The organism is Streptomyces sp., from assembly GCF_050698815.1.
In the GTDB taxonomy this organism is placed as follows: domain Bacteria; phylum Actinomycetota; class Actinomycetes; order Streptomycetales; family Streptomycetaceae; genus Streptomyces.
In genome coordinates this window covers 1-14,963 of the sequence record NZ_JBOHCV010000508.1, presented here as the reverse complement: position 1 = coordinate 14,963, position 14,963 = coordinate 1, and the positions used below count along the sequence as shown (strand labels likewise).

General features: G+C 69.5%; 14 protein-coding genes and 1 pseudogene. 6 read left to right on the top strand and 9 right to left on the bottom strand.

What is annotated here, in order from left to right; translation table 11 throughout:
- Positions 1-732, bottom strand: a 732-nt coding sequence (locus tag ACRDP3_RS18255) for an Nramp family divalent metal transporter (RefSeq protein WP_431518034.1), incomplete at its 3' end; no start/stop codon positions are given.
- A gap of 178 nt (positions 733-910) precedes the next feature.
- On the opposite strand from ACRDP3_RS18255, the gene ACRDP3_RS18250 reads away from it, so the two are divergent.
- Both ACRDP3_RS18250 and ACRDP3_RS18245 read left to right on the top strand, forming a co-directional pair.
- On the top strand, positions 911-1,600 hold the full coding sequence (locus ACRDP3_RS18250) for a FadR/GntR family transcriptional regulator (RefSeq protein WP_431518033.1): 690 nt from the start codon (positions 911-913) through the stop codon (positions 1,598-1,600).
- Between the two features lie 124 nt (positions 1,601-1,724).
- Positions 1,725-1,865 (top strand): annotated as a pseudogene (locus ACRDP3_RS18245) (PPOX class F420-dependent oxidoreductase); the annotation flags it as partial.
- A 39-nt stretch (positions 1,866-1,904) separates the two neighbouring features.
- On the opposite strand, the gene ACRDP3_RS18240 reads toward ACRDP3_RS18245, so the two are convergent.
- Positions 1,905-2,582 (bottom strand): DUF2238 domain-containing protein, encoded by a 678-nt coding sequence (locus tag ACRDP3_RS18240; protein ID WP_431518032.1) that lies wholly within the window; start codon positions 2,580-2,582, stop codon positions 1,905-1,907.
- 314 nt (positions 2,583-2,896) lie between these two features.
- Between ACRDP3_RS18240 and ACRDP3_RS18235 the strand changes: the two genes are divergently transcribed.
- The gene (locus tag ACRDP3_RS18235; protein WP_431518031.1) at positions 2,897-3,550 is read left to right on the top strand and encodes an SUKH-4 family immunity protein; all 654 of its coding nucleotides are present in this window, start codon (positions 2,897-2,899) and stop codon (positions 3,548-3,550) included.
- 8 nt (positions 3,551-3,558) lie between these two features.
- On the opposite strand, the gene ACRDP3_RS18230 is transcribed toward ACRDP3_RS18235, so the two are convergent.
- Entirely contained in the window at positions 3,559-4,293 is a 735-nt protein-coding gene (locus ACRDP3_RS18230; RefSeq protein ID WP_431518030.1) for a class I SAM-dependent DNA methyltransferase, read from the bottom strand.
- A 149-nt stretch (positions 4,294-4,442) separates the two neighbouring features.
- Between ACRDP3_RS18230 and ACRDP3_RS18225 the strand changes: the two genes are divergently transcribed.
- Positions 4,443-7,004 carry a polysaccharide lyase family 8 super-sandwich domain-containing protein gene (locus ACRDP3_RS18225; protein ID WP_431518029.1) on the top strand — a complete coding sequence of 854 codons (2,562 nt, stop codon included), beginning with the start codon at positions 4,443-4,445 and terminating at the stop codon, positions 7,002-7,004.
- A 20-nt stretch (positions 7,005-7,024) separates the two neighbouring features.
- On the opposite strand, the gene ACRDP3_RS18220 is transcribed toward ACRDP3_RS18225, so the two are convergent.
- Together ACRDP3_RS18220 and ACRDP3_RS18215 are read right to left on the bottom strand one after the other, a co-directional pair.
- Positions 7,025-8,494, bottom strand: coding sequence for a DUF2786 domain-containing protein (locus ACRDP3_RS18220; protein WP_431518028.1), 1,470 nt, complete (start codon positions 8,492-8,494; stop codon positions 7,025-7,027).
- A 97-nt stretch (positions 8,495-8,591) separates the two neighbouring features.
- On the bottom strand, positions 8,592-10,463 hold the full coding sequence (locus tag ACRDP3_RS18215) for a TerD family protein (protein WP_431518027.1): 1,872 nt from the start codon (positions 10,461-10,463) through the stop codon (positions 8,592-8,594).
- Positions 10,464-10,613: 150 nt separating this feature from the next.
- On the opposite strand from ACRDP3_RS18215, the gene ACRDP3_RS18210 reads away from it, so the two are divergent.
- Positions 10,614-11,450: a DUF429 domain-containing protein gene (locus ACRDP3_RS18210; RefSeq protein WP_431518026.1), complete on the top strand. Its 837-nt coding sequence runs from the start codon at positions 10,614-10,616 to the stop codon at positions 11,448-11,450.
- A 203-nt stretch (positions 11,451-11,653) separates the two neighbouring features.
- Here the strand turns inward: ACRDP3_RS18210 and ACRDP3_RS18205 are convergent, their stop codons facing one another.
- Genes ACRDP3_RS18205 through ACRDP3_RS18195 form a run of 3 tightly spaced genes read right to left on the bottom strand, consistent with a single transcriptional unit; the run spans position 11,654 to position 13,241 of the window.
- Positions 11,654-11,809, bottom strand: coding sequence for a hypothetical protein (locus tag ACRDP3_RS18205; protein WP_431518025.1), 156 nt, complete (start codon positions 11,807-11,809; stop codon positions 11,654-11,656).
- The gene (locus ACRDP3_RS18200) at positions 11,809-12,654 is read right to left on the bottom strand and encodes a cytochrome c biogenesis CcdA family protein (protein WP_431518024.1); all 846 of its coding nucleotides are present in this window, start codon (positions 12,652-12,654) and stop codon (positions 11,809-11,811) included. Before ACRDP3_RS18200 ends, ACRDP3_RS18205 begins: the two co-directional genes overlap by 1 nt.
- 5 nt (positions 12,655-12,659) lie before the next feature.
- Positions 12,660-13,241 (bottom strand): TlpA family protein disulfide reductase, encoded by a 582-nt coding sequence (locus tag ACRDP3_RS18195; protein ID WP_431518023.1) that lies wholly within the window; start codon positions 13,239-13,241, stop codon positions 12,660-12,662.
- Between the two features lie 261 nt (positions 13,242-13,502).
- Between ACRDP3_RS18195 and ACRDP3_RS18190 the strand changes: the two genes are divergently transcribed.
- Positions 13,503-14,432 carry an alpha/beta hydrolase family protein gene (locus ACRDP3_RS18190; protein ID WP_431518022.1) on the top strand — a complete coding sequence of 310 codons (930 nt, stop codon included), beginning with the start codon at positions 13,503-13,505 and terminating at the stop codon, positions 14,430-14,432.
- Between the two features lie 129 nt (positions 14,433-14,561).
- Here ACRDP3_RS18190 and ACRDP3_RS18185 read toward each other — a convergent pair.
- On the bottom strand, positions 14,562-14,963 hold a 402-nt coding region (locus tag ACRDP3_RS18185), incomplete at its 5' end, for an ATP-binding protein (RefSeq protein ID WP_431518021.1).

The following is a 14,963-nucleotide window of genomic DNA, read 5'->3' as shown; positions in this document are numbered from 1 at the left end:
GCCGGTCACCGGGCTCGTGATGCGCGGCACATACGAGCCCATGCCAAAGCCCTTGTCTCGGATCCAGTTGCTCTGGCACAGGTTCTGGCCGCCGCCCGCTCCGGCGTACGCCATTGCTCCCATCAGTACGGCGACGCCGAGCTCACTGGGGAACTGGCCTATGTGCGTCGCGCCTTGCGGCAGGTCCGCCCAGCTGGACGCCTTCACAGCGAAGATCACAGCCAGTGCGAAGAACCCGCCGATCACCGCGACCTTCAGGAACAGCAGCCGCTCCAGCGCGGTGTAGACGACGGGCGCGAGCGTGAGGATCGCACCGATGCACGGGAGCATGACGAGCGCGATGAGGGTGGGATTGCCGCCGAAGACGTAGGACGCCATGGTGGCGGAGCTGGTGACCCAGCCTGGCCAGAGGTTCGCCGCGTACGTCAGCAGCACCATCACCGCGCCCCAGTGCCGCCAGTACCGGTTGAAGCCGGTCATGGCGGTCTCGCCGGTGGCGAGCGTGTAGCGCTCGATCTCCATGTTCAGGAACCACTGGGTGATCACGCCGACGACCGCGGCCCACAGGAAGACGAGACCGGCCTGCGAGGCGATGTAGGGCCAGAGGATGAACTCGCCGGAGGCGAGACCCACCCCGGCGCCGACGATGCCGGGGCCGATGATCTTCCAGGTCTGCTGGGGCGGTGGTGGAAGCTCCCGTACCTGGGGCGGCGGCAGATTGCGGGTGCTCATGGGGAAGGGGGCGTCGGCAGGGCGGCCTGTGCCGCTTCTGTCGTCCGTGTGCGTCATCGGGGAATGCCTCTCTTCGGCGGGGCCGGGTCGCGCGGACACGTAATATGGGCGGCAATCATCGAATGATTCGATGAGTGCGTCCAGGGGGTGGACAAAGATCGTGGAGCGGTACCCGACCATGCACCAGCGAGTCGTCGACGAGCTCGGCCGCCGTATCGTGAACGGTCTGGTGGAACCGGACCGTCCGCTGCCCGTCGAGGACGCCCTCGCCGCCGAGCTCGGTGTCAGCCGTGGCGCGCTGCGTGAGGCGGTGAAGGCCCTCGCCGCCAAGGGGATGCTGCGGACCCGCCCCCGCACCGGCACACGCGTACTGACTCAGGAACACTGGAACCACCTGGACCGCGACGTGCTGCGCTGGCAACTGACCGGCGATCCGGGGCGGTTGCTGCGCGACACCGGCGAACTGCGCCGTGCCGTCGAGCCCGAGGCCGCCCGGCTGGCGGCCGGCCGGGCCGGGCCCGGTCACATACGGGCCATGTTCGACGCACTGGCGGCGATGGAGTCCGCCGCGGCGCACCCAGGTCTCGGGGAGTACGTCGAGGCCGACATCGCCTTCCACCGCGCGCTGCTGGACGCGAGCGGCAACCGGCTCCTCGGCTCGCTGGGCCGGGCAGTCGACGTCGCCCTGGAGCACAGCTTCGCGGTGAGTTCGCAGCGACGAGGAGCGGTCGAAGCCTCGCTTCCCTCCCACCGCGCCCTCGCGGAAGCCGTGGCAGGCGGCCGGCCGCTGGAGGCATCGGCGGCCATCCTGTCGATCATCGTTTCCGCGGAGCAGGAGATCGCCCGTTCACCGGGACTGCCCCGGTGAACCGGCGGAGAGCGCGTGGAGGTCGCGAGCATTGCGGTGTTCATGCACCTCCGGGACTCGAAAGTCCTCGGCCCTGTCCTGACAGCCACACCCCGGGCGTGGGCCGGGTTCGGCGGGCTGGCCGCTGGCCGACATAGACCGGCTGGCACAGCACTACATCGGGAAGCGGTATCCGCGGCGGGATCGCCGCCGGGTCAGTGCCTGGATCGAGATCGACAGGTGGCACGGCTGGGGATCGTTGAAGGACAGCAGCCAGGCAGGGTGAACCTGCAAGAGGTGAGCACGGCCGTGTTCGTCCCCATGCTCAGCGCGCGGCTATCGGGCGTCCGGTCTCGAGGGTGGCGAGCTGCCGGTCGTGCGGCTTGCCGAGGAGAAGCAGCGCCGACGTCGCGCCACTCAGGGCGAGGAACATGTCCCACTGGGTGTCCCACACGTCGCCCTGGGTGGCGAGGAAGTCGTCCGCACCTGAGCCCCCGATCAGCGCGGCCCACCATTCGATCAGCTCGAAGAAGGCGCTGAAGGCCAGGCAGCCGCAGACGACGAGCGGTGCCAGCCAGCGGCTGCCGCGCAGCGGCGAGCGCCGGACCAGGATCTCCCTCACCAGGATCGCGGGCACGAACCCCTGTACGAAGTGGCCTATCCGGTCGTAGGGGTTGCGTGCCAGGCCGAGTCCGTCCTGCAGCCACTCGCCGAGCGGGACGCGCGCGTAGGTGTAGTGGCCGCCCAGGACGAGGACCAGAGCGTGCAGCGCGAGCAGACAGCACAGCAGCGCGGTGAGGGGAAAGCGACGCCACACCAGCACGGCGAGCGGGACGCCGAGGATGACCCAGAACGTCTCCATCAGCCAGGTGGCGCGGTCGTAGGGCGCTACACCGGACACGAGCAGCGCGGCCGTCACCGTGATCACCAGCGCGGTCGGCAGGGAGAAGCGCACGCGGCGCCTCGTGGACGAGGCGGATGAAGCGGACGAGGACGTGGACATCTGGGCCATCCCGGAGTGAGCTGCTGTCGGGCACCGCGTGCTTGCGGTGTGCATGCCGAGGGCCGACCGTACCCTCACGCCGTCGCACTCCTGTCCCCCTGGTTGCCGTCGGGGATCAGGTAACCGCTCCGGGGTTCATGGGCGGAACTACGCCTGACAGGGCTGGTCGGCGGCCGAAGCACAATACCGTTCATCAGCACCAGCGGACCCGGAACGGCGCGATACCTCAACGGCATCAATCCGAAGAAGAGGTAGCCGTCGACCGCGAACCGCGGTTGCCAACCTGATTGTTCAAACCAGCAATTTTGGCATGATTGTTGACAGGAGGGATCATTCCCCAACTTATCGACCGCTCGACGATGGAGTCGGTCTTCCCCCCGGAGCAGTTGGTGACCCTGGAGGACGGGAAACTTCCCGCCGGTTTCCACGAGCCGGCCCGTTCACTCCTGACCACAGTTGGCCTCCCCGATGACCGAAGCTCCTTCTTCGTACTCGACGGCGGGCTGTTCGGTGGGGAAACCCCCAACAGGTTCCGCCGCTGTTCGGAGCTGCGCTACTTCTCCCGCTACACGGAAATGTCGAAAGGCTGGGGCAACTGGCTGGTCATCGGAGGAATCTTCGATGACGTCGTGACTCTCGACCCTGTTTCAGGAGCCGTCTACTGCCTGCCGGACGGCGAATACCAGTCGTGCGCGTACACGCTGAATCAGAGCCTCGACTCCTTCCTCCACTTCCTCTACCTTCTCGAACTCGAGCGCCCCAACTACGACTTCACCGTCTCCGACGACATCCCCGACTCGGAAGGCGTCGCGGAGTCGCTGCGGGAGCGCATGATCCGCGCCGATTCCCTCCCCTTCGAAGGCGTCGAGCCTGCCTGGTCTGAGGACTTCGACTGGGAGGCCGAGGACGCGCCTCGCATGCCGGCGTGGGATGTTGTCCTTTCGAATGTGTACGAGTCCATTGGCTAGCTGCCCGGTCAGTGCTTCCGGGCCAGGACGAGGCGGCCGCGGGGGGAGCCGTCCGCTCGCCGCCCCAGGCCCGGCAGCGGGAGCGTTCCCACCCGGAAACCCGCCCGGGTCAGCTCCTCGCGCACCTCGGGAAGCGGGAAGGTCCGGTAGTACATGACGAAGGGCGGGTGCCACAGCGCGTTGCGCACCCGCATCGCCGCGTCGAAGGCCCACAGCTGCCAGTACGGTCCGGAACCGACCCGGGGCGGCGCGCCGACGGGAAAGGCGAACAAGCCGCCAGGCCGCAGTGTCGCGTGCACCTGCGTGAAGAGGCTGGGGCGCTCTCGGGCGAGGAAGTGGCCGAAAGCGCCGAAGCTGACCGCGAGATCGAATGCCCCGCCTGTCCGCACGGGCATGGCCCGCACGTCCGCGCGCACCCAGCTCACCGTCGGCGTCGTTGGCCCCCCGGAGTGGGAGCGCCGCGCCTCGTCCAGCATGCCGCTGCTGAAGTCGACGCCGACGACGCGGCGTTCGCATACCCGGCGGAGTACGCCCGTGCCCGCGCCGGTGCCGCAGCAGATGTCCAGGCCGCTGCTGAACGGCCCGAGTGGGCGGAGAGCGGCGGTCACGGCGTCCAGCACTTTGTCCGCTGTGCGGTAGGGCGTACGGTCGAACTTGGGTGCCAGCAGATCGTAGCCGTGCTCGACCGACGAGAGTGCCTGAACGGCGAGTTCCCGCAACGTCGGACCCTGTGAGGCTGACATCCGCGTCAGCCTACGCCACAGCGCTCTGTGCTCCGCCGGTCGCACGGAGGAGTCCCCATCGCGCTCGGGACGGCGGCTCCGTTGACAGGTTCAACCGGTGTTGCTTCGCTTGCAACAAGCGCTTTCTGTCTCGGTATTGGAGCGTTCAGATGCCGCTTTCGCGTCGCGCGTTGCTCTCCGTGGTTCCCGCCGCGTCCCTGCTGGCGGTGGCGCAGCCGCTGCGAGCGCACGCCGCCGCCGTCCGGACCGCGTCCGCCGGAACGGCCTCCGAACACGCCACGCTGATCGCCAACACGCTCGCGATGTTCGCCGGCACCGCCGAGTCCAACGCCCGGCCCGAGGCCGCGTCGAGGCTCGCGTCCATCGAGTCGACGGCGCGGACCCGCCTCACCGCCATGGACGAGGCCGCGCAGGGGGAGCTCTTCGCGGGCGTCCCGCTCGGCACGAGCGATGCCAACCTGAACAAGTCCTTCGAGTACCTCTACGAGATATCCCTCGCGACGCGCATAGCCGGACGGTCGGCGGAGTCGGACCTCCGCGACAGTCCGGCCGTCCAGCGGCGGGTGATCGACGGCCTCGTCCGCCTCCACGACGACTACTACGGCGACCAGTCGAAGGGCTACTACGGCAACTGGTTCAACTGGGAGATCGGCATCTCCTCCCACGTGAGCAAGATCCTCGTCCTCCTCGCGGAGGCGATCGCCTCGTACAAGCCCGGCCTCCCGGCCGCCTACGTCGCCTCGATGGACGCCTACCTGCGCAACGGCAAGGACGGTGACGTCGACCTCGACTCCCGCTTCCACACCGGCGCCAACCTCGCCGACATCACCACGAACCGCATCCTCCAGGGCGCCGCCCTCGGCGACGACGCCCGTGTCACCAAGGCCGTCGCCGACCAGCTCACCGTCTACGCGGCCATCGACCCCTACGGCCTCCGGCACGGCGTCACCGACGGCTTCTACGCGGACGGCTCCTTCGTCCAGCACGCCTCCGTTGCCTATACGGGCTCCTACGGCAAGGGCCTCCTGACCCGCTCCGTCCAGACCGTAAAGATCCTCGACGGTACGAGCTACGTGCCCGCCGGCAAGCTCACGGGTGTCATTCAGGGCTGGGTGGCCGACAGCTTCGCCCCGCTGATCTTCGAGGGCTGGATGATGGAGATCGTCAAGGGCCGCAGCGTCTCCCGTACGGCCGGCGGGTATGCCGACGTCGCCGCCGTGGCCGAGGCCGTGGCCGACCTCTCCGCCTACGTCGCGTCCGGCGCGGACGCCACGGCCCTGGAGGGCTACGTCAAGTTCCTGCGGGAGACCTCGAAGGCCCCACCGGACCCGTCACGCTTCGTCTCCCCGGTCAGCGTGGTCCGCTACGCCGACATCCTCGGCTCGCCGGTCCCCGCGCGCGACCTCCAGGCGGCCGAACACAGCACCGCGTTCAACGCGATGGACCGGACCGTCCACCGGCGGCCCGGCTACGCCTTCGCCCTGGCCCGCAGTTCCAGCCGGATCAGCAAGTACGAGTACATGAGCGGCGAGAACCTCATGCCGTGGTTCCAGGGCGACGGCGCCCACTACCTCTACCTCTCCGGCCAGGACCAGGCCCGGGCGTTCGGCGTCGACCACTACACGGCCGTACTGCCCCACCGCCTCGCCGGTGTGACCGCGCCCGCCGAGACCCGCCGCACCGTCCCCGAGCTCTACGGCAAACTCTGGTACGACAATCCCGAGCGCGGCTTCACCTCCTCGTCGGAGAAGCAGAACACCTACGTCTACTTCCCCCGCGGCACCAACGACTTCTCCGGCGGCGCCGTGCTCGGGGCCTACGGCGCCGCCGGGATGGTCCTCGCCGACGACGTCGCGTACGCCGCGAAGCAGGCCGGCCTCCTCCCCGGCGACTTCGTCGCCTACCGCAACGCCCGCGCCACGAAGTCGTGGTTCATGCTCGACGACGAGATCGTCGTGCTCGCCGCGGGGGTCGGTGATCCGGCGGGCCGCCCGGTGACGACCACCGTCGACAGCCGGATCGCCGACCCGTCCGACACCGTCACCCTCACCGGCGAACTCCAGAACGGAACAGCCTGGTCCGGTACCGGCACCGGACCCCTGGCATGGCTGCGCTGCGCCGGCGCGGGAGGCGGGAACACCTCCGTCGGGTACGCCTTCCTGGACGGCCCGGACCCCACCGTCGCCCTGGACACGGTCACCCGCAGCCAACGCGTCGTCCGCCTGTCCAACCCCGACACAAAGGTTCGTAAGCAGGTCTTCTCCGTCTCGGTCGACCAGCCGGCCGGCGCGCCGCTCACGGAGATGGCGTACGTGCTCGTACCGAACGCCTCCGAGGAGAAGCTGAGGTCCTACGCCGGCGGCCCGGTGTCCGTCCTGGCCAACACCGTGCGCGTGCAGATGGTCAAGCACACGGGCCTCGGCATCCTCACCGCCAACGTCTTCGCCCGGGGCGGGCACCGCTCCGGGCACCTGTCCACCGACGGCCCTGCGTCGGTGGTCCTCCGGGAGGGGCCCAACAGGACCGTCTCGATCGCCGTCAGCGACCCGACGATGGAGCAGGACACCCTCGCGGTCACCGTCCACGGCCGCAGGCTGCGGGTGGTCTCGGCGGACGACGGCGTCCGCGTCCGGAGGGTCCACGGCGGTACGCGCGTCGACGTCACCACGCGTCACGCCTACGGCCGGAGCTTCACGGCCACCCTGCGGTAACCGCCGCACGGGCTTGGGGCTCAGCGGTCTGCCAGAGCTCCGCTGTCCGTGCCGAGGCTGGCGCGGTCGGCGGCCGCACGGCCGCTCGTCCAGCCCTCCCAGTCGCTGACCCGCGCCGACCGGGCGTGGGTGAGCTGCGGGAACATTCGCTCGGTCGCGTCCTCGACCGCCTCATGGCGGGCGGCGAGTACCGGCAGCAGGCCCGGCGTGCCGGGCAGGTCCGCCTGGCCGGGGCTCGCCACGGCGTCCGCGGCCACGGCGGAGTCGGTGGCCTGGGACGTGGCCTCGGTGAGCCGCTCGCCGATCCTGGTCGCGTAGGAGAGCAGGAACGACTGCCGGAAGGAGCGGGTACGGCTGCCGCCGCTCGCCGGCCTGCGTCCGTGTCCGCTCTCGGCCTGGAGGGCCGCGTTCGCCTGGACCAGCAGCGAGGTGTAGAGCAGCTCCACCGAGTCCAGGTCGGCCTCGAATCCGACGACCGTGGCGAAACCGAGGTGCTTCGACCAGACCGAACGGCAGCGGTTCGCGTCCGCCACCACGTTGAGCAGCACGGCCTTCGGCTGCTCATACGGGTTGTCCACTCCCAGCCGGATGCAGGCCGGGGCGTCGCGGCTGCCGCCACGTGCCGCCAGCAGGGCCTCGCTGATGCTGTGCTCGGCCATCAGCTGCTGCGCCTTGGCCGTGAACGCCTCGGCCTCCTCCGGGAATTCGGTCGACTCGGCCTTCTCCAGCAGGGCGCGGATACGCCCCAGCATCCGTGGCTCCCTGCCGCCGGACGGCGCCGCGGGACGGGCCGCCGTGGCGGACGCGGAGGCCGACGCGGAGGCGTTCGGCGGCGGACAGAGCTGCTCGAGTCCGGGCAGCCAGGACAGCAGCCGCACGACCTCGAACAGGCAGATCGCCGTCCCGAAGCGGTCCAGCTTCTCGCGGGCCGCGAAGCCCGGCAGCCACTCCTCGTCGGAGCCCCACCACGGGTGCGCCTCCAGGTCGTTCAGCTGCGCCTCCCAGCGGTGGTGCAGACCCGCGACCGAGTACCGCCGTGCTTCGGAGGCGATCAGGTCCACCGCGAGGCGGCCATGGCGGACCTTGAGCTCCCTGCGTACGGCACGCGAAACGTCCGCGGGCTGCCAGCCGTTCCGCCACAGGGCGCCGAAGAGCCGGTCGGTCGTCACCAGCACGGCCCGGCTGAGCGTGGGCCAGCGCTGCTCGGAGGAGGCAAGCCAGGAGGCCGCGGAATCGATCTCCAGCGCGGCACGCTCCTCGGGAGCCTCGATCACCTCGCGGGCGGCCAGCTCCAGCTGATCCGCGAGCGAGGAGTGCCGCGGCGGCGGTACGAACCCGGACGGGCCGTCACGGAAACCCTCGCCGAAGCCACTGCCGTCGCCCCCGAACGTGCCGCCCGGCGCCGTCGCCTGCCGCTGGTCACGGTTCCCCGCCTGCTGCCGGCGCTGCTTCTGCTTGGCCTTGCGGCGCTCCTGGTTGTGCTTCCCCATGGTTCCCGTCCTGGCTGGTCCGCCGTTCCGTGCGGCGACCCAGCCTGACAGACCACGCCGACAGCCCGGGCGCAGACCGTGGCGTTGCTCGCCAAGATCAGGCTTCGATGTCGACTCCGTAGTCGCGGGCCAGCGCGTCGAGGCCGCGGTCATAACCCTGGCCGACGGCCCGGAATCGCCACAGCGGCCCGCGGCGGTAGATCTCGGCGAGGATCATGGTGCGCTCGGTTGTGCCGGCGTCCAGAGCAGCTTGGGCCAGGGGCTTCGCGCTGCTGTCGGCTCCGGTTGTGACCTGGACGCCGCCGACGTCGCCGAAGGTCGAGGAGCCGTCGATCGCGGCAGCGATCACGATCTTGCGAGCTGCTGGTGGCAGTGCGGTGAGGTCGCTGGTGATGGTTTGTCCGGTCGGTCCGTCGGTGAGTAGCCGTACTGCCCCGTCCGGGCTTTCCGGCGTTCCGTAGAAGATGAAGTTCTCGTCGCGGGAAACCTGGTCCTCTTCATCCAGGATGAATGCGACGAGGTCGACCTCGCAGTTGGTCTGAGGGGCCCAGCCGGCGGTGACGCTCCAGGCGGGCGCGAGCACGGGATAGGGCAGATCGATGACGCCGCCTCTTGGCAGGACCTGCGGAGTCTGCCGTTGGCCTGGGGGCCGGATCGCATGGTTGATAACGGGTGCGCTGAGCCAGTCTTCGTCATAGGTGGGGATTTCCAGAGAGACGATCCGGCGCATGCGGCGGTCGGTCTCGCCCCCGGCGAGCAGCACGACGTCGGTGACGCTGGCGGAGAGGTTGATCGCAGCGGCTGCGCCCATCTCGACGACCTGGACCCGGGCGGCCGCGGCTATCGGGTGCGTACCACCCAGGATGAGCACGCGTCGTCCGGCCAGAGGCTTTTCTGCCTGCGGCGTTTCGAGGGTGGGGCTGTGGGCCCAGATGTCGTCCTCCGGCTCGCGGGCGGCCGGAACGAGAACTCCTTCCTCCGGTGGCAGGGGCTTGCTTGGCTGCGGCAGCCAGGGTTCCGTTTGAGTGTCCGTGACCCCCTGCTGGTCATGCGGTGTTCCAGGACGTACTTCGACCAGCAGTCGGACGAGGGTGTGCTCGTCGATGACAGGCACACCCTCCTCTTGGGCGCGCCGGGCCTTCGCGGATCCCGAGGTCTGATCGTTGGTGACGAGGACGCTGCTGTGCCGACTGACGCAAGACATCACGTTCAGGCCGGCAGCAACGGATCGGGCGACCAGTTCCGCGCGTGATGCCTTCGTCTCGCCGGTGATGGCGATCTTCATGCCTTGTGTCAGGAGGCCGCCGGGAGACAGACGCCCGGGATTGCGGTACGCGCATGGGGTCTTGGGCGGCTTCGGCACGAACTGCGCGTCCTGTCGGGGCGGGCAGGCCACCAAGGGCAGCGGAAGACCGAGCTGGCTGGCTTTCTTCAGTGAGGCGCGCAGCACTCCGGCCAGTACACGCGTGTCGTCCAGTGCATCGTGCGCCTTCAACTGCTGGACGCCGTAGTGAGCGGCGAGCGTGCCCAGGCGCAGATCATCGGTGGGTGGGTCGACCTGCCGGTTCAATGCCAGCGTGCACAGTCGCTGCGATACGGGCAGCCACGTCCGTGCCCGGGCGAACTCGTGCGCCAGGAACTCGTAGTCGAACTGCGCGTTGTGCGCGACCATTACGCGATCTTGCAGCATGGCCCCGATACGGCCGGCGACCTGCTCGAAGGTGGGAGCGCCCCGTAACTGGTCAGCCGTCAGCCCGTGTATGTGCACCGGCCCGGGATCGCAGCCGGGGTTCACCAGGGTCGAGAACTCACCCGTCTGCTCGCCATCCGGGCCGACCGTTACGACGGCGATGGACAGTACCCGGTGCTGACGTGGCACCAGACCTGAGGTTTCCACGTCCACGAGTGCCCAATCGAGGGCGTAGTCCGACGAGTTGGGCAGGGCGCGGGAGGCGAAGGTGAGACTCATGGCAGCAAGGATGGCCAGGTATCCAGCACTCTTTCAACCTACATGGCTATTTTCTCTCTTCTGTACTATTTCAAGTTGGCCCGCTGCTGCGTCCCACTGATTGGCACCTGATCCCCCCCGGGGACGCCGTTCCTCTGGTACTACCAACGCATGGGGATCGAGCGATTCATCGGCATTGACCTGGCTTGGGCGCAGAGCGGAGCCCGTACCAAGCCCAATGAGACGGGCGTCGCCGCCATCGACAGCCGCGGCGGAGTGATCGAATGCGGATGGACCCGTGGGGTGGACGAGACGATGTCATGGCTTGCCCGTCTGGCTGTCGACGGATCGACACTGGCCTTCATCGACGCACCGCTGGTTGTTGACAACCCGGCTGGCCAGCGGCCGTGCGAACGGCAGGTCGGCCAGAGGTACGGCCGTTGGAAGGTGAGCGCGAACAGCACCAACCAGAGCTCTCCTCGCCAGGCCGGAGTGCTCCTGCGTGAACGGCTGCAGGAGTCGGGCTGGACTTACGACGACGGCAGGCACGGGCCACCGACGAGTGGGTCGGTCATTTCTGAGTGCTATCCGTACACCACCTTGGTCGGAGCGGCTGAGCTGGGCTACGACCAGGAGCGCCCAACGTACAAACGCCGGCCAGCACGAGTACCGAGGGCGCAGTGGCGAGTGGTGCGGGCGGAAGAGTGCGACAAGCTGATAGCGCGCATGGTGGCCCTCGCCACCGCGGATCCGCCCCTCCTCCTCTCCTCCCACCCGGTCTCCCGCCAACTGACCGATGAGCCCACGCCTCAGCGGGAAGCGGACTACAAGCATCGGGAGGACCTCATCGACGCGCTGCTGTGTGCCTGGACAGCGGCACTGTGGTCCCGGCACGGACTCACGCGCTCCCAAGTGCTCGGAGCAGACAGCTCCCTACCGCCCGGATGCGCTCCCACCATCATCGCCCCGGCCCGACCCGAGCAGCGGTGTGACGGCGCGGCGATCTGATCCGAATGCGAACTCAGCAACGCCGGTGCGGCCGGGAGGCGCGGAGAGGCCGCCTCCGCTGAACCGTGATTCCGGTGTGGCCCGCACTGGCTGGACCATCGAGTCCTCAGCCTGAGCGGGCTCTGCGCGTGAGTGTCAGCCCCCGGGCCTTCCAAGGCATCTGTCCGCTCCAGGCCCATCAACTTTGGCGGATAGCTCGCCGCTCAGGGGTGATCGAGGCCCTGGTCGAACGCCACCAGCACTTGGACCAGATGAACGACGAGGGCGAGGGTGATGACCACGGCGAGGATCAACAGGACGATGTGGAGGCGGCGTTTGGCCTCGCGTGCGCGGATCGGCCGCAGTCTCTCATCGTCCATCAGCGACTGGCCCCGCGCGCTCGGTGGCGTATCAGTGCGGCGAGCAGCAGCAGGGTGAAGGCCGCCGCGATCACGGTGATTCCGAGCTGATCCAGGCTTCCCGCGAGCCACCGCTGTACGGTGCCGGCGGTGTCGATCACCGGGTCGGCGCCCTGTCCGCCGCGGAATACGCGGATCTCGTACCAGCCGTAGTAGGCGGTGTAGGCGCCGACGAGCAGCAGGAGCGCACCGCCCAGGCGGGCGGCGAGCGCGCCAAGTCGCCGCAGTTGGCCGACGGTTGAGTGCCGGGTCAGCGCCACGGTGAGGGCCGCGGCGCCGGTGATCGCCCCCATCCCGGCCGCGTACGCCCCGAACAGCAGCAGCCCTTCAGCAGTAGATCCGCTGCGAAACGCCGAGACGACGATCGCGAGAAAGGGCGCGATCGTGCAGCCGAGCGAGGCGATGGCGTACGCGCCGCCGAACAGCGCCATCGAGGGCGCCGACCGGGTCACGCCGGGGGCCCGGCGGAGCTTTGGCAGCAGCGCGGGCAGGTCACGCCCGGCCAGCAGCCAGAGACCGGCCCCGGCGAGAAGCAGGCCGAAGACGACGGTGAACCAGGGCAGATGCTGCTGCACCTGGCTGGCGACCGGTGCGACAGCCAGCCCGAAGAGCCCGAAGACCGCCGCGAATCCCAGGGTCATGGCGGCGGTCGCCGCCAGCGCGCGGCCGACGGCGGCGGTCCGGGTGGGGGAGTCGTCGCCGAGTACGAGCAGGGACAGGTAGGCGGGCAGCAGGGCGAACCCGCAGGGGTTCACGGCCGCGAGCATGCCCGCGGTCAGGGCCAGGACGAGCGGCAGGTCGGCCATCACCGTCAGCCGGTGAGGTCTGTGACGAGCTTGTCCAGCTCGGCGGGGCTGCCGGGAACCCCCTCATGGACCGTCTTGCCGTTCTTGTCGAGCAAGACGTACGAACTCTGCTGGGTGATCCCGAACTTCTTCCAGACACTTCCCTTCTGGTCGTTGAGGTGCGGGAAGTTGCCGACCTTCTGGGCGCTGACGAAGCCGCGCATGGGCTTGGTCTTGTCCAGCCCGGCAACGCCGACGAAGTTCACCTTGCCCTTGTACTTGCCGGCTAGCTTCGCCGTGTGCGCGGCCTGGCCCTGGCACGTACCGCACCAGGGCGCCCAGAACCACAGCACGGCCGGCTTGTCGGCCAGCTTCTTGCCCTTGAACGGCTTGCCGTCGAGCGTCGTGCCGGCGAACCGCAGCGACGCGGGGACGCCTCCCCGGTCCGGGGCCTCGGCAGACGCGGACGCCGACGTGGACTCCTTCGGCGCCTCGTCGGCGGCGGGCTGCTTCTCGGCAGATCCTTCCGCGCCGCAGCCGGTCACCGCGAACGCACCCGCTGCGAGCAGGGCGGTGAGGAGTACGCGAGTTCCATTGGCACGCATCATCGGGTTCCTTGGGTGACTGAGTCGGGCTCGTGTCGGGCCCGTCACCCTAGGGTCTCGCGAACGACGTCAGTCGATCCTTAGCAGCGGCTTACCAAACGGTGACGCCTCGCTGCTGCCCGCCCTCGCCCCCCAAGCCAGTTGGCCGGACGTGACCGCCATTGGTGCCGGCGTCCGGGCCGGGAACCTCGGACACCTCGAGGAATGCTTGCCCCTGAGTCTCGGGGGTTGCCGGGGGCCTCGGCCCTTCGTACGGTCGTCGGCATGGCACGGGTACGGATCGCCGCTGACGTGATCGGACGCCGGAAGGGCTTCGGCCTGCTCGCCGCGGCCGTTCTCTCCGTAGCCATGGCCTGCTCCTCCTGCTCTTCGGAGGGGTCCGACAAGGAGCGCGGGCCGGAGAGCAGCGCCGGCGGCCAGGTCGAGCGGGACACCGGGGCGGAGAAGGACCCGTACAAGGGCTCGCGGAAGGGCCCGTACAAGGTGCGTACCCAGACCGTCCCGGCCGACGACGTGCGCGGCGACTTTGGCGGCGGCACCGTCTACTACCCGGCCGACGGCAGCAAGGACTACGGCGTGATCGCCGCCTCGCCCGGGCTCGGCGCGGACGAGGCGATGGTCGCCCCTTACGGTGAGCTCCTCGCCTCCCACGGCTTCGTACTGATCACGTTCGACACCAAGACGCTGGAGGACTCGCCCGCACAGCGAGGCCGCCAACTGCTGCACGCGCTCGACTACGCGACGGAACGCAGCGCAGCCGCCGGCCGGGCGGATCCCGAACGCCTCGGTGTGCTGGGCCACTCGATGGGCGGCGGCGGAGCCCTGTTCGCGGCATCCAGGAAGCCGGAGATCAAGGCCGCGGTGCCGCTGACCCCGTACTCCCAGACCGGCGACTGGCCCCGGGTGTCGGCACCTACGCTCATCATCGGCGGCAGCAACGACGACGTCGCCCCGCCCTCCGAGCACGCCGAAGCCTTCTACGACGGGCTGAGCGGCGCCGAGGAGAAGTCGTATCTGGAGCTGAACGGCGACCACTTCGTCGCCACCCCGCCGGACAAGCTGGTGTCCCGGCAAGTGATCGCCTGGTTCAAACGCTTCGTCGACGGCAACACCCGCTACGACGACGACATCTGCCCGCCATCCCGCGCCGCCGACCAGATCGTGGAGTCCCGCGACACCTGCCCGCTGGGCTGACGGGCGGGCCGGTGTCCCCGCACGGTCGTGGGCGGGGAAACCGGCGTTCACATTCCTGTGGCGAGGGCGGCCTCTTGGCAGATCGGGCACCGGTCCTTGCCGTCCCACCCGTCCCGTGATGGACAGCGGTCAGCCGCCCGCCGGGAGTTGGTACTGCGCCCACACCGTCTTGCCCGGTCCGTCGGCACGGGGGTGCCAGTCCCAACGGGTGGCGAGCGCGTCCACGAGGACCAGGCCGCGGCCGGTGTCGCGGTCGTTGGAGGGGGCCGCGGCAATCGGCGCGCGCTCGGAACGGGTGTCGGTCACCTCGACGCGTACGGCCACGCTGTCGGCGTTCAGAGCCATGTGGAAATCGCGGCCCGGCACCCGGCCGTGCTGCACGGCGTTGGCCGTGAGCTCGGCGACGATCAGCGTGAGGGCGTCGTGCGCGGGACTGTCGTACGGGATGCCCCACCTGTCGAGCCGCTTCCCGGCCAAGCGCCGGGCCAGCCGGGCGCCGCGTGGGGTCGAGCTGAACATCATCGCGAAGCG